The organism is Sphingobium estronivorans, from assembly GCF_008692605.1.
Taxonomy (GTDB): domain Bacteria; phylum Pseudomonadota; class Alphaproteobacteria; order Sphingomonadales; family Sphingomonadaceae; genus Sphingobium; species Sphingobium estronivorans.
The window spans coordinates 117,617-136,510 of the sequence record NZ_LFCT01000014.1 but is presented as its reverse complement, the minus strand read 5'-3'; the positions used below and the strand labels follow the sequence as shown (position 1 = coordinate 136,510).

Below are 18,894 nucleotides of genomic sequence, written 5' to 3'. Positions count from 1 at the left end.
CATGGCCACCAACTGGCACCGCAGCGGTCATGCCGCCCCCCTTGCCAAGGCTGACAGCGAAAACAGCAGCCTCGTCTGGGTCGCGCAGGTCTTCTACTTCGTCTTCCTGATGATGGTCTTCATCGGGCAGCAACCCTTCGCCTCCCGCACCCAGGACGAACTGGTGGCGATGGCGGCGGACAATGACGGGTCGGATCTGTTCAAGCAGGCGCTGTTCATCGGCTTCGCATTACTGCTGACCGCCGTGCAGGTCCTGCGCAAACAACCGCTCAAATATAAATTCACCTTCTGGCCGCTGGCGATCATGCTGGGCTGGTTCTTCATTAGCTGCACATGGGGCGTCGATCCATTCGTGTCCTTCAAGCGGGCGATGCAGCAGCTTATCGTGATCTACATCACCTTCTGCGCCCTCTCGCTGATCGGACCGGCGCGGCTGTTCAACGCATTGCGCGCGGCGCTGATCGTATCGCTCATCATCTGCTGGGTCTCGCTGCCGCTGACGCCCGCCGCAGTGCATCCGCCCACCGAAAGCGACAAGGCACTGATCGGCGCATGGCGCGGTTTCTTCTTCCACAAGAATATCGCGGGCGCGGTCATGGCCCTGTGTTTCATCGTCTGCGGCAATAGCTGGATCGACAAGCGCAAATGGTATTACGCCCTGTTCGCGGTCATGGCGTTCGTCTTCGTGATCGGGACCAAGAGCAAGACGTCGTTGGCGCTGTGCATCGGCATGCTGATGATCAGCAACATCTATCGCGCGCTGAGCGACAATACGCAGAAACGCGCGATCCTGCTGCTGATGCTTGGGTTTGGCATGGTCGGATTCCTGGGCCTTTATATCGCCTATCAGCCGACCATCGAGCGGCTGTTCGCGGACCCCACCGCCTTCACCGGCCGCGTGTCGATCTGGCGGGTGGTGTTCGATTATCTGTCGGATCACCCCTATCTGGGTGCGGGTTTCGGCGGTTTCTGGCAGGTGGGAGCGCTCTCCCCCGCGCATGACTATCTGAACCAGCAATTCCAGATGCTGACCGCCCATTCGCATGACGGCTATCTGGAAATCTGGGTGACGACCGGACCCCTGGGCCTGATCCTGCTGCTGATCAGTTTCCTTGCCCTTCCGGCCTACTGGTTCCTGACCGGATCGACGAAGGAGAACCAGGCGCTGATGGTCCCGGCCTTCGCGATCTGGGTCTTCGTCATGTACCAGAATCTGTTGGAAACCAGCTTCTTCGACAAGGATCGCCAGGTCTGGGTGATCTTCCTCGCGGCCATCGCAACCGCGCACGCCACCTTCAAGGCCAAGCCGCGCCCGCAATGGAGCCGGCGGCCTTTACGACATCGGACGGAAACCGCGAATGGCTAGGATTCCAAATGCCTAAGATCATCGTCTGCATCGCCACCTGCAACCGGCCACAGGGTTTGCGGCGAACATTGGACTCGCTTGCCGCACAGCAAACGCAGCATGAACTGGAAATATTGGTCGCCGATAACGACGCGAACCGGCAGGAGGGAATGGCCGTCGTCGAGCAGATGGCGAGCCAGGGCTATCGCTGGCCGATCAAGGCGCTGCTGGTGGCTGAGCGCGGCATTCCACTGGTGCGCAACGCGCTGGTCGCGGCGGCCATGGCGCGACCGGGCGCCACGCATGTCGCCATGCTGGACGATGACGAGGCCGCCTCCCCCGGCTGGATCGACGCGATGGCGGATACTGCCACGCGCTGGCGGGCCGATGTCGTCGGCGGCGCCGTGCTGCGCGAGATGGATAGCGTCATTGCGCCATGGGCTGCCCGTCATCCCCTGCTTGCCCCCAAACGGCGCGGGCGGTCAGGCTCGGTAGCGTTGGTCGACAGCACTGCCAATGTGCTGATGGCGGCAACGGCGTTGCATGCCATGGGCGATCGCCCGTTCGACGAACGCATGGCGTTGACCGGCGGGTCGGACAAACAGCTCTTCACCCGCATGCAGCGCAAGGGGTTCCGCTTCGCCTGGTCGGAGGAGGCGGTCGTCACCGAACTGATCCCCGCCAGCCGCGTCACCGCCAAATGGCTGCTGATGCGCGGCTATCGCGTGGGCATGACCGACATGATGGTGGAGCGCTTCCACAAGGGACGCCTGCGCACGGTGCTGGGCGAAGCGCCGCGCATCGTCGCGGGTTTCCTCGTCGGATCGCTGGGTGCCGTCGCGACCCTCGACAGAGGCAAGCGCGTCGAACGCCTCGGCAAGCTCTACCGCGCCGCCGGCAAGATCGCCGGTCTGGCAGGCGTTCATTATGAAGAATATCGAAAGGTGCATGGCGCATGACCAATGCAGCCCTCCATACGCAACCCTTTTTCTCCGTCGTCATCCCCCTCTACAACAGGGCGGAGATTGTCGGCGACACCATCCGTTCCGTGTTGGCGCAGGACTGGCAGGATTTCGAAATCGTCGTGATCGATGACGGTTCGCGCGATAATCCCGGCCCGGTGATCGACGCCATAGGCGATCCGCGCGTCCGCTACATCCGGCAGGACAATGCGGGCGGCGGCGCGGCCCGCAATGCCGGGATCAAGGCATCGGACGGGCGCTACATCGCCTTTCTCGATTCCGACGACCTGTTCCTGCCTGGCAAGCTGTCCATCATGGCGAAGGCGCTGGCGGGGGATGACGGGCGAACCGTCCTCTATTCGCGCATGAAGGTCGACCGGGGCGTCGACCGCTACTGGATCAGGCCGGATCGCGGCATTCGCGATGGTGAGGATGTCGGCGAATATCTCTTCTGCGCCAACCAGTTCATGCAGACGTCCACCATGGTCGTGCCAACCGGCATGGCGCAGGACGTGCTGTTCGATCCCGCGCTGAAAAAGGGACAGGATCTCGACTTCTGCGTGCGCCTTCAGGGCGCGGGGGCGCGGTTCCGTATGATCGATCAGCCGCTGACCGTCTGGCTCGACGCGACCGAGGCCGGCCGCACCTCCTATGTGAAGGGTTATGAAACATCGCTCGACTGGCTCGATCGCTGCGGCCACATGCTGACCAATCGGGCAAGGCGGGGCTATAGGGCGACGGTGCTTGCCTATCATATGGCACCGATCAAGCCGGTGGTCGCGATCAAGGACCTGGCGGTCGGCATGGTCGCGGGCGGCGTCCCGCCGAAGGTGATCGCCCGGCAGGTGCTGCGCTCCTACCTTCCCAAGCCGCTCTACCGCTCGCTGGTCAACGGTTTCGTCCTGCGCTTCGGCAAGGCCGGAGCGGCCCATGGCGGAGCCGGTTCGTGATGACCGCATGGCAACCTCCGTCAAGCCTCCGGGCGGCTGCCGCGACGCCGCTTTTTTCGGTCGTCATACCGACCTATCAGCGCCGCGACGCGGTGGTCGCCGCGGTCGTCTCCGCGCTTGAACAGACCATTGCGATCATCGAGGTGATCGTCGTCGTCGATGGATCGAGCGACGGAACGGAAGTTGCGCTGGGCGCGATCAAGGATCCGCGCCTGAAGGTCATCGTGCAGGAAAATCGCGGCGCGGCGGCGGCCCGGAACAAGGGCATCGACCATGCGCGCGGGCGCTATATCGCTTTCCTTGATTGTGACGACCGTTTCCTGCCGCATCATCTGGCCGACCTGCTGCCGCTGTTACAGGAAAGCGAGGATGTGGTTGCCTATGGTCAGGTGCTGGCCGACCGGGGTGAAGGACGCAATTTCCTGAAACCGCCGCGCGCCATTGCCCATGGCGAAACCATGGACCGCTATCTCATGTGCGACCGGGGTTTCATCCAGACCAGCAGCATGGCGCTCAGCCGGTCGCTGGCGGGCAAGGTGCGCTATCGCGAGGATGTGAAATTCGGCGACGATACCGATTTCGCGATGCGCCTGTCGCTCGCCGGCGCGCGTTTCCTGATGGCGGAGCGGCCCGGCACCATCTGGGCCGACCGGCAGGCCGAGGACCGGCTGTCGCAGGTCCGCGGCAGCGTCGGCAGCCTCACCTGGCTTCGCGACCTGAAACCCCACATCTCCCCTCGCGCCTTTTCCGGCTATATGGGATGGCATGCGGCGAAAAGCATCTGGCCGACCAGCCGACGGCAGGCCATGCGCTATTATCTGGAAGCGGTCTGCCGCGGCGCCTTCGGACCCAGGATGGCGGCGACCGTACTGTTGCAGATCGTCGTACCCGACCCGGTTTACCGGCGCCTGTCCGACCGCATCATCGACCTGTCGCATTTGATCGGCGGGAAAGGACAAAGACTATGAAACGGCGTGAATTTCTGGCGGGCGCGCTGGCGCTCGGCGCCTGTTCGCCCGTGCCCTCCAGCCGGGCGCAGGAAAGCGTCTCATCCGAAGGACTTGCCGCCCATGCCCGGCGGTCGGGCCGCTATTTCGGCGCGGCCATCAAGTCGCGCCAACTGCGCGAGGACCCCGATTTCACCGCTGCCATCGCCCGCGAATGCGACATGGTGGTCCAGGAATATGAACTGAAACGCGGCACGACCGAGCCGAAGCCCGGCAAATATGATTTCAGCGGCGCGGACCAGATCATCGCCTTCGCCCAAAAGCACCGGATGAAGGCGCGCGGTCATGCGCTGGTCTGGTATGCGGCCCAGCCGCCGTGGCTGGGTCCTGCCCTGAAACTCGCCAACAGCGGGGGACGGGAGAAGCTGATGACCAGCTATATCGACGTCGCCATGCCGCGCTATGCCGGGAAGATCAGTGAATGGGACGTGGTCAACGAAGCCATCGAACCCAATGATGGACGCGCCAACGGCATGCGCGCCAACAGCATGTGGATGCAGGCGCTGGGTGAGGATTATATCGACATCGCCTTCCACCATGCGCGGCAGACGGACCCAAGGGCGACGCTGTTCCTGACCGATTTCGGGCTGGAACATGACTCGCCCCGCTGCGAACGGCGGCGGACCGCGATGCTGAAACTGCTCGACCGGCTGATGGCGCGCAAGGTACCCGTCGATGCGGTCGGCATTCAGGGACATTTGAAACCCTATAAGGAAAAGTTCAATCAGGACCTGTTTGCGCGCTTCCTGGACGACCTCCGCGGTTATGGCCTGGCGCTTTCGGTGACGGAATTCGACATCGCGGACAAGGGCGGCCCACCCAATCCGGGCAAGCGCGACAATGAAGTCGCCGCCGTCGCCAAGGCGTTTCTGGACGTGGCGCTGGACAATCGGGCGATGCGATCCATCCTCTGCTGGGGCCTGTCGGACCGCTATAGCTGGCTGTCCAACTTCCCGGATTACAAATGGGCCGACGGCCAGCTTTCGCGTGGCCTGCCGCTGGACGGGCAGATGCGCCGCAAGCCGCTGTGGGACGCCATCGCGGCTGCCTTCGACGCCGCACGGCCGATCGGGAGAAGCCGCGCATGAGAATTTCCTCTCTCACCGGCCTGCGTGGGGTCGCGGCGGTATCGGTGCTGCTGTACCATATACCGCATAACCCCAGTTTCGAGGCGTTCCGCCTGCCCCTGTTTTCACGGGCCTATCTGTCGGTCGACCTGTTCTTCATCCTGAGCGGCTTCGTCATCTCCTTCGGCTATCACGACCGGGTGGTGAACCATCTGGGACGGGCGAGCTATGTCGACTTCCTCATCAACCGCATGGCACGCGTATGGCCTCTGCATCTGATCGTGACCCTGGTATTCATGGCCCGGATCATCCTCAATGTGTCGGGCAATCAGGCGATCGCGCTCAACCTGCCCAATATCGCCACCAATATGCTGATGATCCAAAGCTGGGGATGGGGCACGGAACCGATCGCCGGCAATAGCTGGTCGGTGAGTACGGAGGTCGCGGCCTATCTTCTCTATCCCCTGATCGCGATCATCGCCTTTTCGCGCATGGCCTGGGCGCAGGCATTGCTGTGCGTCGGGATATTGGCTCTCGTCGCCGGATCGGGCCTGGGGTCGAGCGGGCCGCTCGACGTCAATAACAGCGACACGGTGCTGACGCTGCTGCGGTGTCTGGCCGGCTTTTCGCTCGGCGTTCTCACCTATCGCTGCGCGGAGAAGGACTGGTGCAAGCGGCTGATGGATCGGACGGGCGGCTTTGCCATCGTCTGCGGGCTGATCGCGCTGGCATTGCTGTTGCCGGGCAAGGCCGATGTGCTGGTGGTCTGCCTGATGCCGCTGCTGGTGCTGAGCTGCTATTATAACGGCGCGACGGCGCGGGCGGTGATGGCCAACCCGGTCAGCTTCCATTTGGGGCTCATCAGCTATTCCATCTATCTCTGGCATCCGCTTGTCCGCGACGTGGCCGCGCGCGCCATGACCATGGCGCATAAGCATGGCATGACCGGCTTCGACGGGCTGTTCGTGGCGGGGATGCTGATCGCGACATGGCTGCTGTGCTGGGCAAGCTATGCGCTGGTCGAGGTGCGCGGGCATCAGCTCATCAAATGGCTCCAGCGCGGCCGCCGGTCCGCCAAACCCGCGCGGGAGGCGACTGCCTGATGCCTGCGATATGGATCGCCGTCCCTACTTTCCGGCGGCCTGAGCGGCTCACCCATTTGTTGCAGACATTGCCGGGCGTAGCGGGCCGCCATGATGTGATGGTGCTGATCGCGGACAATGACCCCGGCGAACAAGAGGGCGCGGCCGCCGTGCAGCGGTTGCAGGCCGAGAATTATCCCCTCCCGCTGACCCTGCTGACGGTCGGGCAGCCGGGCCTTTCCGCCGTCCGCAACGCTATCGCCGATGCCGCACTCGCCGATCCCGCCATGCGCTTCATCGCAATGATCGACGATGATGAATGGCCACAGCCGGGATGGCTGGACGCGCTGCTGATCTGCCAGGCGCAGGTCGGCGCGGACGTCGTTGCAGGACCGGTGGATAGCTGCTTTGTCGGCAATCCGCCGCGCTGGGCGAAGGATAGTCTGGTCTTCCGCCCGGAAGAGCGGCCGTGGGGCGCCACGCCGATGCTGTGGGCCAGCAACAATCTGCTGGTCAGCCGTCGGGCCTTTGCGATGCTGGAATCCCCTTATTTCGATCCCCGCTTCAACCGCACCGGCGGCGAGGATCTGGATTTCCTGGCCCGGCTGCGCGACGCGGGCGCCCGTTTCGGCTGGTCGCCCGATGCGCGGGTCAGCGAATGGGTGCCGGCGGAGCGGACGCGCCTGTCATGGGTGCTGCGCCGCATGTGGCGCATCGGCTGTACCGAAACCATGGCCCGGCAGAAGGCGCTGCCGGGTCGCATCGGCAAGGCAAAGCTGCTCGCCCGGTCGCTCGCCATCCTCGTACTGCGGACAGCAGGCCTTGCCGCCATGCTGCTGCCCGGCGCGCGCCGGGTCGACATTGCCGGTCAGTGGGTCAAGAGCTGGGGGCGCCTCTATGCCCTCGCAGGAGGCACCCAGAGCCATTATGGGGCGCTGTAGATGCGGAAGCTCCTGATGACCATGTCGCCTGAACCGTCGTCATAGGCACCGTCCGTTTTCACGGCGACGTCCATGATCGGGTACCAGCGGAAGCCCCGGAAGGGGTTGACCGACTGATAGGTTTCTACGCCATCGACGAACCAGGTGATGTAGTCGCGCTGAATATCCACGGCGAAGCGATGAAAGCCCTGGCTGTAGCCGCTAAGGCCATAGGCCTGCTCCGACTGGATGTTGACGCCCCGTTGGAAAGAACGGACGCCGCCACTGCCGCCATGGATGGTCGCCGAGATATGGCGGTCGAAATCCCAGTAGCTCTGATAGCCAAAGCCCTCGTAAACGTCGATTTCCGGCGGCCATCCGCTGGTTGAGATCAGCCAGAAGGCCGGCCACGACCCGCGCCGGTTTGGCATCCTGGCTTCCCATTCATATTGGCCATAGCCGATCTGCGATGCCAGAAAGTTGCGCCCGTCCAGCACCGAAGAGCCATAATACCAGTTCCGGCCTTCATAGCTGATCGGCGTCTTCAACTTCTGCGTGTGCAGCACCAGCCCGTTCGGTCCCCAATAGACCGGACCTTCAATCCCCGGAAAGATCGAGGAGTCGAGATAGAGACCGGTTTCGCCATTGGCGATCTGGGTCCGCCCATGGGACAGCGAAGTCGCCCAGCGATCCCACCCGCCATCGGGCGAGCGCTTGTGCGTGTCCTTCGACAGTTGGAATTGAAGCGTGCCGGTCGCAGCGAACTGGCGCGGTTCGCGAAAGGTCCCGGTGGCCTTGGCCGTGGCGAGCGCCGTGCTGCTGGCGGTGATCGTCGCCGTCGATTGCCCCTGAAGGCCGCCCCAGGGGGCTTCGCGCAACTTCAATTGGAACTGCTGTCCTTCGGCGGCGGCGATCACCGGCACCTCGACGGTCTGGATAAGCGGATCGCCGGGACGGAAGATCACGACCCTATCCACAGTCTGGTAATTATAGCCTGACAAGGCGCGTAGCGTACCCGAGCCGTTGACCGTGGTAATCCGCGCGACAATCGTATTGGGCGTCGCATGATCCAGCGAAACCGGGACATAAGCTGTGCCCGCACCCGGCCTGAACGTGGCGTTGCCCAGCGACAGGGTGGCCTTTTCAGGCAGTTTCGTACCGTTTGCGAAATCGAAATCGGCAAATGCCGCTTGTGTCGTCGAACTGCTTGTACCACTTGTCGACGGCGTTAATGAAGATGTAATAGTTGAACTGCCACTAGTCGTTCCAGTTGTCGAACCGGATGACGTAGTGATCGTGGATGAAGTGCCTGACAATATGGTCGCCGCCCCCGCCGCGACGACGCATAACATGGCTATTCCGGCTCCGAATGCGGAGCCAGTTACTTTGACAGTCATTGTGCAACCCCCGTTTTAAACCCCTTTATGGTCTAATATGGAGGTTAACAAAGCCTTCCGGTCAATAACGGCTCATCGCAAAGTCAGGACTTTTGCGATGAGCCGTGGAACCTTTATTCAGCAGCCTGAATCAGCTCTTCCGGTTGCGGCGCCATGCCCCGACCGACACTGACATAGGCAAAGCCCGCCGCCTCGGCGACCTCGGGGCGATAGATGTTGCGCAAATCTACCAAACCGTCGCCGCTCATGACGCCCTTGAGACGCGGCAGGTCAAGCGCGCGCAGGGCATCCCATTCAGTGACGATGACAACCGCTGAGGCGCCCTCGGCCGCCGCATAGGGGCTGTCGCAAAAATCGACATTGGAAAGCATGTTCCGGGCCGCGTCCATGCCCTCGGGATCGTAGGCCCGTACCTGCGCGCCGCCATCCTGCAAGGCCTGGATGATCGAGAGCGACGGCGCATCGCGCATGTCGTCGGTATTGGGCTTGAAGGTCAGGCCCAGCACCGCGACCGTCTTGCCACGAACGGAGCCGTTGCATACGGACACAACCTTGCGCGCCATGGCCCGCTTGCGGCTTTCGTTGATCGCCACGGTGGTTTCGATAAGGCGGATGGGCGCTCCCGCATCCTCCGCCGTCTTGACGAGCGCCAGCGTATCCTTCGGGAAGCAGGAGCCGCCATAACCGGGTCCCGCGTGAAGGAATTTTGAACCGATACGGTTATCCAGCCCAATGCCCCGAGCGACCTGTTGCACGTCGGCGCCGACATTTTCGCACAGATCGGCCATCTCGTTGATATAGGTGATCTTCATCGCCAGGAACGCGTTGGCGGCATATTTGATCAGTTCGCTCGTCCTGCGCCCGGTGAACTGGATCGGCGCCTGGTTAAGGTAAAGGGGGCGATAAACTTCCTCCATCACCGGGCGGGCGCGGTCATCCTCGATACCGACGACGATACGGTCCGGGCGCTTGAAATCCTCAATCGCCGCGCCTTCGCGGAGAAATTCTGGATTGGAAGCGACGGTAAACTGCGCATCCGGGTTGGTTTCGCGGATGATGCGATCGACTTCGTCGCCCGTGCCAACCGGGACCGTCGACTTGGTGACGATGACGGTGAAACCGCTCAGATTGGCCGCGATTTCCTGCGCGGCGGCATAGACATAGCTGAGGTCGGCATGACCGTCTCCCCGTCGGGCGGGCGTGCCGACGGCGATGAACACCACATCCGCCTGAGGAACCGATCCGGCCAGATCCGTGGTGAAGGTCAGGCGCCCTGCCTTCACGTTGCGCGCGATCAGGTCGGCAAGGCCCGGTTCGTAGATCGGCACGCCGCCGCTCTGAAGCAACTCAATCTTGCGCGCGTCCTTGTCCACGCAGATGACATCATGGCCGAAATCCGCGAGACAAGCGCCGGAGACCAGGCCGACATAGCCTGATCCGGTCATAACGATCCGCATCAACTTTTCTCCTTCTATAAAAGGCTCTCGACCGATAGCCGACCCGCGGAAAAAGAGCGCACGAACCTGCGCCGGAAAATCCGGCTGCACGGAACCCATCCCTTCGCAACGGATCGGACTTCAGGCCACCCAGCCTGACGCCGCAAATGCCGGAACCAGCCGGCGATTGACGCAGCGCAACATAGCTTCCCGCGCAGCTTGGACGCAACGCAGCCTGCCGCTCGCAGGCCACATATGGACGCGGATCAGGGGTTTATACCATCGCGCTCGGTCTTCGACCGATCACAAGTGGGTTCCGCTCAGGTGCTGCGGGGGCTTTACCAAGATCCGATGAGTCAAACTCATCGCGCCTTGGTACGAGGTCAGGAAAAGAGGCTGTCGTACCGATTTCCCCGGCGCAAAACCGCGCTACGGTCTTTGATGAAGGCGATGCAAAAAGGGCCGGTTCCATTCCTGGAACTGGCCCTCTTCATGATGGAAATGGCCCGAAGGCTCTTATGCGGGAACGCTGGTCAACGCGGCCTTGACCGCATCGATGGCCGCTTGCGCCTTATCGCCTTCGGGACCACCGCCTTGCGCCATGTCGGGACGACCGCCGCCGCCTTTGCCGCCAAGGGCTTCAACGCCTGCGCGGACGAGGTCTACGGCGCTGATATTTCCCACAAGGTCATCGGTCACGCCGACGGCAATGGTCGCGCGGCCTTCTACCACGGCGAGGACGGCGGAAACGCCGCTGCCCAGCGTCGTCTTGTTCTGGTCAACCAGGCCGCGCAATTCCTTGGGATCGAGGCCTTCGATCACCTGGCCGATGAAGTTCACAGCGCCGACCTTCTCGGGGGCCGCCGCCTGAGCCGATCCGCCGCCGCCAAGTGCCAGCGCCTTTTTCGCTTCGGCCAGTTCGCGTTCGAGCTTACGGCTCTGTTCGACGAGCGCGGCGATGCGCGCGGGGACTTCCTCCGGCGTGGTCTTGAGCGCGGCGGCGGACTGGCGCAGGCGATCCTCGCGGTCGGACAGCCAGAGACGCGCGGCTTCACCGGTCAGCGCCTCGATACGGCGGACGCCGGATGAGACGGCGCTTTCCGAGATGATCTTGAAGATCGCGATGTCGCCCGTCGCGCGGACATGGGTGCCCCCGCACAGTTCGACCGAATAGCTGTGCGCATCGCCCCCAATGCCCGGAGCGCCCATGGAAAGGACGCGGACTTCATCGCCATATTTTTCGCCGAACAGGGCCATGGCGCCCGCTGCAATCGCGTCGTCCGGGGTCATCAGGCGAGTGGTCACCGCTTCATTGTGGCGGATCTGCTCGTTCACCTGGCTTTCGATGGCCGCGATCTGGCTGTGGGTCAGCGCTTCGGGGTGCGAAAAGTCGAAGCGCAGACGTTCCGGCGCGACGAGGCTGCCCTTTTGCGTGACGTGTGCGCCCAATTCGCCCCGCAGCGCGGCATGCAGCAGGTGCGTCGCGCTGTGGTTGGCGCGGATGCGGTCGCGGCGGTGGGTATCGACGCTGAGGTGCACCGTGTCGCCGACCTTGATCTTGCCCGCGCCGACCTTTGCCTTGTGCGCGTGGAGACGGCCCAAGGGCTTGGCAGTGTCTTCGACGTCCGCGACGAGTCCCGCCTGCGAACTGATCGTACCCGCGTCGCCCATCTGGCCGCCGCTTTCGCCATAGAAGGGCGTCTGGTTGGTGATGAGGGTGACGTCATCGCCCGGCCCTGCGGCATCGACGCGCGCGCCGTCCTTGACCAGCGCGAGCACTTCGCCTTCGCCCACCGTGGCGGTGTAGCCGATAAATTCGGTGCTGCCGGTGCTTTCGGCAATGTCGAACCAGATTTCGTCCGACGCCTTTTCGCCCGAACCCTTCCATGCGGCGCGGGCTGCGGCCTTCTGCTCGGCCATCGCCTTGTCGAAGCCCTCGCGGTCGACGCCAAGGCCACGCGAACGCAGCGCGTCCTCGGTCAGGTCATAGGGGAAGCCGTAAGTGTCGTAGAGCTTGAACGCGGTTTCGCCGGGCAGCGTGCCGCCTTCCGACAGGTCGCCAGTCGCTTCGTCGAGCAGCTTGAGGCCCTTTTCCAGCGTCTGGCGGAAACGGGTTTCCTCCCGCAGCAACGTTTCCTCGATCAGCGGCTGGGCGCGGACCAGTTCCTGATAGGCGCCACCCATTTCGGAGACGAGGCTTCCGACCAGACGGTGCATCAGCGGCTCCTTCGCGCCGATGATATGCGCGTGACGCATGGCGCGGCGCATGATGCGTCGCAGGACATAGCCACGGCCTTCATTCGCGGGCAGCACGCCGTCTGCGATCAGGAAGCTGGTCGAGCGCAGGTGATCCGCGATAACGCGGTGGCTGGCCTTATGCTCGCCGTCGATGGCGGTCTTGCTCAGCGCGCCCGATTCCTCGATCAGCGCCTTGAACGTGTCGGTATCGTAATTGTCATGGACGCCTTGCAGCACGGCGGCGATGCGTTCCAGACCCATGCCGGTGTCGATGCTGGGCTTGGGCAGTTCGGATACGATCTCGTTCGCTTCCTGCTCATATTGCATGAAGACGAGGTTCCAGATCTCCACGAAGCGGTCGCCATCTTCCTCCGGGCTGCCCGGAGGGCCGCCCCAGATATGATCGCCATGGTCGTAGAAGATTTCCGAACAAGGACCGCAGGGACCGCTGTCGCCCATCGCCCAGAAATTATCCTTGGTGGGGATGCGGATGATCCGCTCTTCGGGCAGGCCCGCAATCTTCTTCCAGAGGTCGAAGGCTTCATCATCGGTGTGATAGACAGTGGCGGTCAGCTTTTCCGCCGGGATGCCCCATTCCTTGGTCAGCAGGGTCCAGGCATGGGTGATCGCCTGTTCCTTGAAATAGTCGCCGAAGCTGAAATTGCCCAGCATTTCGAAGAAGGTGTGATGGCGCGCGGTGTAGCCGACATTGTCGAGGTCGTTATGCTTGCCCCCGGCACGGACCGACTTCTGGCTCGACGTCGCCTTATTATAGGGCCGGGTTTCCAGCCCCGTGAAGACATTCTTGAACGGCACCATGCCCGCATTGACGAACATCAGCGTCGGGTCGTTGTGCGGCACCAGAGGCGCGGACGGAACGATGGTGTGGCCGTTGGCCCCGAAATAGTCGAGGAAGGAGCGGCGAATGTCGTTGGTCGATGTCATGGGGGCGATTTAGTTGGAACCGGCGCGGCGCACAAGCGGGGCTTTTCGTCGGATCGCATGAGAAATGCGGCCGGGCGTTTTACCCGGCCACTTTTCGTTCAGTTCGCGGCCTTCGCCAGCGCGCGATATTTGTGCAGCAGCGGCTCCGTATAGCCGTTGGGCTGTGCGACGCCTTCGAAGACGAGGGCGCGGGCGGCCTGCCAGGCGAAGCTGGCCGGATTGCCGCTCATCGGTCGGTAAAGCGGGTCGCCCGCATTCTGGGCATCGACTTTGGCGGCCATGCGGGTGAAGGCGGCGTCGATCTGCTCCGCCGTGCAGACGCCGTGAAGCAGCCAGTTCGCCATATGCTGGGAAGAAATGCGCAGGGTGGCGCGGTCTTCCATCAGGCCGATGTCATGGATGTCGGGAACCTTGGAACAGCCGACGCCCTGATCGATCCAGCGGACGACATAGCCAAGGATGCCCTGGGCGTTATTGTCCAGTTCCTGCGTAATCTCTGCATCGGACCAGTTGCGGCCTTGCGCGACCGGGATGGTCAACAGCTTGTCGAGCGGTGCGATGGCTTCGGCCTTGCGCTCGGCCTGGCGAGCAAAGACGTCGACGCGGTGATAGTGAGTCGCATGCAGCGTCGCCGCCGTGGGGGAGGGAACCCAGGCAGTGTTCGCGCCGCTTTTAGGATGGCCGATTTTCTGGTCCAGCATGTCGGCCATGCGATCCGGCGCGGCCCACATGCCCTTGCCGATCTGCGCGCGGCCCGACAGACCGCAGGCGAGGCCGATCTGGACATTGCGGTCTTCATAGGCCGTGATCCAGTCGGAGGTTTTCATCTCCCCCTTGCGGATCATGGCACCGGCGCGCATCGACGTGTGCATCTCATCGCCCGTGCGGTCGAGGAAGCCGGTGTTGATGAAGACGACGCGGTCGCGGACGGCCTCGATGCAGGCGGCAAGGTTGGCGGAGGTGCGGCGCTCCTCATCCATGACGCCGACCTTGACGGTATGGCGCGCGAGGCCCAGCAGGTCTTCGATGGCGTCGAACAGGCGGTTGGTGAAACCGACTTCTTCCGGGCCGTGCATCTTGGGCTTGACGATATAAACGCTGCCCGTCCGGCTGTTGCCGCCCTCCCGGCGAAGGTCGTGCCCATTTAAATCATGAAGGGCGATCAGGCTGGTGACGATGCCGTCGAGAATGCCTTCCGGCGCCTCGGCGCCGTTGGGGAGCAGGATGGCGGGCGTCGTCATCAGATGGCCGACATTGCGGACGAAGAGCAGGCTGCGGCCCGGCAGGGTGAAGCCGCTGCCGTCGGGCGCGCTATAGCTGCGGTCCGGGTTCAGGGCGCGGGTCATCATCGCCCCGTTCTTCTCGAAAGTGTCGGTGAGGTCGCCCTGCATCAGACCGAGCCAGTTGGCATAGGCAGCGACCTTATCCTCCGCATCGACGGCGGCAACCGAGTCTTCCAGGTCGCAGATGGTGGTCAGCGCCGATTCGAGGATGACGTCGGCGATGCCCGCCGGGTCGTCCTTGCCGATGGAGTGGGTAGGATCGAACACGACCTCGATGTGCAGGCCGTTGTGGCGGAACAGGCGGCCCTTCTCGCTGCGACCACGATATTGGGTCGGATCGGCCAGTTGGATGTCGTCGCTTTTCAGATCGGCCCATGATCCGGTGGCGAGCGGGATCGCTTCGTCAAGGAAGGATTTGGCCCAGGCGATAACCTGCGCGCCCCGCGCCGCGTCATAGCCCTTGCCCGCAGCCGCGCCCGGAATGGCATCGGTGCCATAGAGCGCGTCATACAGGCTGCCCCAGCGCGCATTGGCGGCGTTCAGCAGGAAGCGCGCATTGAGGATCGGCACGACCAGCTGCGGCCCGGCGAGGCGCGCGACTTCATCGTCGACATTCTCGCTGCCGATTTGGAAGGGCGCGGGTTCGGGGACGAGATAGCCGATGTCGTTCAGGAATCCGCGCAACGAAGCGGTGTCAGCGGGTTGGCCGGCCCGTTCGCCATAATAGGCGTCGATCCGGTTTTGAAGATCGTCGCGCCTGGCAAGCAGGGCCGCGTTTTCGGGCGCGAACCGCGCAAAGATCGCGGCGGTGCCCTGCCAGAAGCGGTCGGCGTCGATGCCGGTGCCGGGAAGCGCGCGCTGCTCGATGAAGCTCGTCAGGTCCTGCGCGACCTGAAGGCCCGCGCGGTCGGTCATGCTCGTCATGGGATCATCTCCTTTGCGCGGCACCATAGACGGGTCACATTATGCCGTGTAGACGCTATTATTAAAATTCAGACTTTCTTCTGGTGAAACAAATGATGGACCCGGATTATGACCTGTTCGCGACCATCGTCGATGAAGGCGGCATGGCCGCCGCAGGGCGACGGCTGAATATTTCGCCGGCCATGGTGTCGAAGCGGCTGGTCCGGTTGGAGGAGCGGCTGGGCACGCATCTGATCCACCGGACGACCCGGCGGCTGGCGCTGACCCCGGCGGGCGAACGGCTGCATGAAGATTTACGCGCAGTCATGGCCGCGCTGGATGAGGCCGAGCGGCGCGTGTCGGGGACATCGGCGGAAGCGTCGGGCATGCTCCGGGTGACGGCGCCGACTTCCTTCGGTCGAATGCATGTCGCGCCCTGGCTGGAGCGGTTTCTGGATGCGCATCCCAAGGTGCGGATGCGCATCGATCTGTCGGACGATTATGCCGACCTGCTGGCGACGCGCGCGGATCTGGCCATCCGCATCACCGCCGATCCCGGGTCGGGGCTGTCCGCGCACCGGCTGGCGACCAACCGGCGCGTGCTGTGCGCGGGTCCCGCCTATCTGGAGCGGTTCGGACTGCCGCAGACCGTCACCGACCTGCGGAAACACCGCCTGCTCGCGGCCGATGGACAATTGCCCTGGCGGCTGAGCGGCCCCAAGGGTTCGGTCACGGTCGAAGGCGTCAGCCATGTCCGCACCAACAGCAGCGAAATGGTGCGTGAACTGATGCTGGCGGGCGTGGGCATCGCGCTGCGTTCGCTCTGGGACGTCAGCGATGCGCTGGACCGGGGCGACATTCGGCAGATCATGCCGGATCATGAAGGATCGGCGGATGTCGGCCTTTATGCCGTGCATCTGCCGCAAAGCAATCCGCCGCTTGCCGTCACCGCCTTCGTCGATTTCCTGCTTCAGCTCTACGCCCCCAGCCCCCCTTGGGAGCGCTCCGCCATTGCCCCTCCCCCAAACCAGCTTTAAGGCCGATTCCATGGACGAAAACACCCGGCGCGCCGCCCTGGACTATCACCGCTATCCGCAACCCGGAAAGCTGAGGATCGAACCGACCAAGCGCATGGTCAACCAGCGCGACCTGGCGCTGGCCTATTCGCCCGGCGTCGCCGCGCCCTGCGTCGACATTGCCGAAAATCCCGAAAAGGCGATGGATTATACCGCACGCGGCAATCTGGTCGCGGTGATCTCCAACGGCACAGCGGTGCTGGGGCTGGGCGCCATCGGCGCGCTCGCTTCCAAGCCGGTGATGGAGGGCAAGGCGGTCCTCTTCAAGAAATTCGCCGATATCGACGTGTTCGATATCGAGGTCGACACCACCGATCCGGAAAAATTCGTCGAGGCCGTCGCTCTGCTGGAGCCGACCTTCGGCGGCATCAACCTGGAGGACATCAAGGCACCGGAATGCTTCGCCATTGAGGCGGAACTGAAGAAGCGGATGAACATCCCGGTCTTCCACGACGACCAGCATGGCACCGCCATCGTGGTCGCCGCCGCCGTGCGCAACGCGCTGGTGCTGCAGGGCAAAACGCTGGCCGATGCGAAACTGGTCACGTCCGGCGCGGGCGCGGCGGCGCTGGCCTGCGTCGACCTGCTGGTGTCGATGGGTCTGCCGCAAGAGAATGTGACGCTGACCGACAAGGACGGCGTCATCCATTCCGGGCGCGAGGGCATGCTGCCGAACATGGCGCGCTATGCCCGCGACACCAATGCCCGCACGCTGCCTGAAGTGCTGCCGGGCGCGAACCTGTTCCTGGGTCTGTCGGCGCCGGGCGTACTGAAGCCTGAATGGCTGCCGCTGATGGCGCCCAATCCACTGATCTTCGCGCTCGCCAATCCGGAACCGGAAATCCGCCCCGAAGCGGCGCGGGAGGTGCGCCCCGACGCCATCATCGCGACCGGGCGGTCGGACTATCCCAATCAGGTCAACAATGTCCTGTGCTTCCCCTATATCTTCAGGGGCGCGCTGGACGCCCGCGCGACCGAGATCAACGAGGCGATGAAGGTCGCCGCCGCCGACGCCATCGCCAACCTCGCGCGCATGCCCGCCCATGACAGCGTCGCTCAGGCCTATGGCGGGCGCAAGCTGATGTTCGGGCCGGATTACATCATCCCCACGCCCTTCGATCCGCGCCTGATCGCGGAGATCGCCTGCGCCGTCGCCAAGGCGGCAATGGACAGCGGCGTCGCCAAGCGGCAGCTCGACCTGGACGCCTATAAGCGCCAACTGGCCCAGCAGAACACCCGCTCGGCCCAGTTGATGCTGCCGGTGTTCGAAGCAGCGCGCGGCACCAGGCGTCGCATCGCCTATGGCGAGGGCGAGGATGAGCGCGTGCTCCGCGCCATTCAGGATGCGCTGGACGAAGGCATTGTCGAGCCGGTGATCATCGCGCGCCGTCGGATACTGGACCAGAAGCTGCCCGAACTGGGCCTGCGCTTCCAGCTCGACCGCGACGTGCATGTGGTCGATCCCGAAACCGATCATGAACTGATGAACGAACTGGTCGAGGCCTATCGCACCGTCGCCGCGCGCAAGGGCGTCGCGTCGGCGGAAGTGATCCGCCATGTCTATCGCCGGCCCAGCGCCACTGCTGCCATGCTGCTGCGGACCGGACGGGTCGATGCCGCGATCGTCGGCGGCAACAGCGACTATTGGGGCGAGGTCGAACATGCCCTGCGCATCATCGACCGCACACCCGGCAGCAGCCGCGTCTATGCGCTGTCCGGGCTGATCCTGGACGCGGGCGCGTTGTTCATCACCGATACCCATATGGTGCCCGATCCGACGCCGGAGCAGGTTGCCGAAATGGCCCTGCTGGGCGCGACGGAACTTCAATATTTCGGCCTGACGCCGCGCGTGGCGTTGCTCTCTCACTCCAATTTCGGGGCGTCACATTCCCCCAGCGCACGCAAGATGCGGGAAGCCTTCAAGCTGGTGAAGAAGGCCGCGCCGGACTTGATGGTCGACGGCGAAATGCATGCCGATGCAGCGCTCAGCCAATCGCTGCGGGAGCGGCTGGTTCCGGATTCAGGCTTCGAAGGTTCGGCCAATCTGCTGGTCATGCCCAATCTGGATGCGGCGAATATCACGCTGACGGCTCTGTCGGCGTCGTCCAGCTCTCCCACGGTCGGGCCGATGCTGGTCGGTCTGGCGCAGCCGATCCATGTGCTGACGCCCGGCGTGACAGCGCGCGGCATTCTGAACCTGACCGCCATCGCCGCCGCCGAAGTGGCGCGCGAGGGCTGAAGGTTAACCTTTTCATGTCAGGCACCGTCCCTATTGCGGTTTGG

General features: G+C 63.6%; 13 protein-coding genes. 9 read left to right on the top strand and 4 right to left on the bottom strand.

Annotation, left to right across the window (positions count from 1 at the left end):
• Position 1 precedes the first annotated feature (1 nt).
• From F7P65_RS11230 to F7P65_RS11200, 7 genes are read left to right on the top strand one after another with little or no spacing between them, the layout of a single operon-like run.
• Positions 2-1,366, top strand: a complete 1,365-nt coding sequence (locus tag F7P65_RS11230) for an O-antigen ligase family protein (RefSeq protein ID WP_150291828.1) — start codon at positions 2-4, stop codon at positions 1,364-1,366.
• 8 nt (positions 1,367-1,374) lie between these two features.
• A complete protein-coding gene (locus tag F7P65_RS11225; RefSeq protein ID WP_150291827.1) occupies positions 1,375-2,304 on the top strand; it encodes a glycosyltransferase family 2 protein in 930 nt (309 codons plus the stop codon).
• A complete protein-coding gene (locus tag F7P65_RS11220; RefSeq protein ID WP_150291826.1) occupies positions 2,301-3,257 on the top strand; it encodes a glycosyltransferase family 2 protein in 957 nt (318 codons plus the stop codon). Before F7P65_RS11225 ends, F7P65_RS11220 begins: the two co-directional genes overlap by 4 nt.
• A complete protein-coding gene (locus F7P65_RS11215; protein WP_150291825.1) occupies positions 3,257-4,225 on the top strand; it encodes a glycosyltransferase family 2 protein in 969 nt (322 codons plus the stop codon). Before F7P65_RS11220 ends, F7P65_RS11215 begins: the two co-directional genes overlap by 1 nt.
• Positions 4,222-5,352 (top strand): endo-1,4-beta-xylanase, encoded by a 1,131-nt coding sequence (locus F7P65_RS11210; RefSeq protein WP_150291824.1) that lies wholly within the window; start codon positions 4,222-4,224, stop codon positions 5,350-5,352. Before F7P65_RS11215 ends, F7P65_RS11210 begins: the two co-directional genes overlap by 4 nt.
• Positions 5,349-6,434, top strand: coding sequence for an acyltransferase family protein (locus F7P65_RS11205; protein ID WP_150291823.1), 1,086 nt, complete (start codon positions 5,349-5,351; stop codon positions 6,432-6,434). The genes F7P65_RS11210 and F7P65_RS11205 overlap by 4 nt, the downstream gene beginning before the upstream one ends.
• Positions 6,434-7,354, top strand: coding sequence for a glycosyltransferase family 2 protein (locus tag F7P65_RS11200; RefSeq protein WP_150291822.1), 921 nt, complete (start codon positions 6,434-6,436; stop codon positions 7,352-7,354). Before F7P65_RS11205 ends, F7P65_RS11200 begins: the two co-directional genes overlap by 1 nt.
• Here the strand turns inward: F7P65_RS11200 and F7P65_RS11195 are convergent.
• From F7P65_RS11195 to F7P65_RS11175, 4 genes are all read right to left on the bottom strand, one after another.
• Positions 7,339-8,685 carry a glycoside hydrolase family 16 protein gene (locus tag F7P65_RS11195; protein ID WP_240334267.1) on the bottom strand — a complete coding sequence of 449 codons (1,347 nt, stop codon included), beginning with the start codon at positions 8,683-8,685 and terminating at the stop codon, positions 7,339-7,341. The two genes, F7P65_RS11200 and F7P65_RS11195, sit on opposite strands and share 16 nt — an antisense overlap.
• A 158-nt stretch (positions 8,686-8,843) precedes the next feature.
• Positions 8,844-10,187, bottom strand: a complete 1,344-nt coding sequence (locus tag F7P65_RS11185) for a UDP-glucose dehydrogenase family protein (RefSeq protein WP_150291821.1) — start codon at positions 10,185-10,187, stop codon at positions 8,844-8,846.
• A 495-nt stretch (positions 10,188-10,682) separates the two neighbouring features.
• Positions 10,683-13,349: an alanine--tRNA ligase gene (gene alaS, locus F7P65_RS11180; protein WP_150291820.1), complete on the bottom strand. Its 2,667-nt coding sequence runs from the start codon at positions 13,347-13,349 to the stop codon at positions 10,683-10,685.
• A 98-nt stretch (positions 13,350-13,447) separates the two neighbouring features.
• Complete coding sequence (locus tag F7P65_RS11175) at positions 13,448-15,556, bottom strand: malate synthase G (protein WP_150291819.1); 2,109 nt, start codon at positions 15,554-15,556, stop codon at positions 13,448-13,450.
• Between the two features lie 92 nt (positions 15,557-15,648).
• Between F7P65_RS11175 and F7P65_RS11170 the strand changes: the two genes are divergently transcribed.
• Both F7P65_RS11170 and F7P65_RS11165 read left to right on the top strand, forming a co-directional pair.
• Positions 15,649-16,572, top strand: a complete 924-nt coding sequence (locus tag F7P65_RS11170) for a LysR family transcriptional regulator (protein ID WP_162854601.1) — start codon at positions 15,649-15,651, stop codon at positions 16,570-16,572.
• A 10-nt stretch (positions 16,573-16,582) separates the two neighbouring features.
• On the top strand, positions 16,583-18,850 hold the full coding sequence (locus F7P65_RS11165; RefSeq protein WP_150291818.1) for an NADP-dependent malic enzyme: 2,268 nt from the start codon (positions 16,583-16,585) through the stop codon (positions 18,848-18,850).
• Positions 18,851-18,894: the final 44 nt, after the last annotated feature.

Coding starts and splice junctions, on each gene's coding strand:
- F7P65_RS11230 (WP_150291828.1), top strand. CDS start 2: ATGGCCACCAACTGGCACCGCAGCGGTCATGCCGCCCCCCTTGCCAAG.
- F7P65_RS11225 (WP_150291827.1), top strand. CDS start 1,375: ATGCCTAAGATCATCGTCTGCATCGCCACCTGCAACCGGCCACAGGGT.
- F7P65_RS11220 (WP_150291826.1), top strand. CDS start 2,301: ATGACCAATGCAGCCCTCCATACGCAACCCTTTTTCTCCGTCGTCATC.
- F7P65_RS11215 (WP_150291825.1), top strand. CDS start 3,257: ATGACCGCATGGCAACCTCCGTCAAGCCTCCGGGCGGCTGCCGCGACG.
- F7P65_RS11210 (WP_150291824.1), top strand. CDS start 4,222: ATGAAACGGCGTGAATTTCTGGCGGGCGCGCTGGCGCTCGGCGCCTGT.
- F7P65_RS11205 (WP_150291823.1), top strand. CDS start 5,349: ATGAGAATTTCCTCTCTCACCGGCCTGCGTGGGGTCGCGGCGGTATCG.
- F7P65_RS11200 (WP_150291822.1), top strand. CDS start 6,434: ATGCCTGCGATATGGATCGCCGTCCCTACTTTCCGGCGGCCTGAGCGG.
- F7P65_RS11195 (WP_240334267.1), bottom strand. CDS start 8,685: ATGTTATGCGTCGTCGCGGCGGGGGCGGCGACCATATTGTCAGGCACT.
- F7P65_RS11185 (WP_150291821.1), bottom strand. CDS start 10,187: ATGCGGATCGTTATGACCGGATCAGGCTATGTCGGCCTGGTCTCCGGC.
- alaS (WP_150291820.1), bottom strand. CDS start 13,349: ATGACATCGACCAACGACATTCGCCGCTCCTTCCTCGACTATTTCGGG.
- F7P65_RS11175 (WP_150291819.1), bottom strand. CDS start 15,556: ATGACGAGCATGACCGACCGCGCGGGCCTTCAGGTCGCGCAGGACCTG.
- F7P65_RS11170 (WP_162854601.1), top strand. CDS start 15,649: ATGATGGACCCGGATTATGACCTGTTCGCGACCATCGTCGATGAAGGC.
- F7P65_RS11165 (WP_150291818.1), top strand. CDS start 16,583: ATGGACGAAAACACCCGGCGCGCCGCCCTGGACTATCACCGCTATCCG.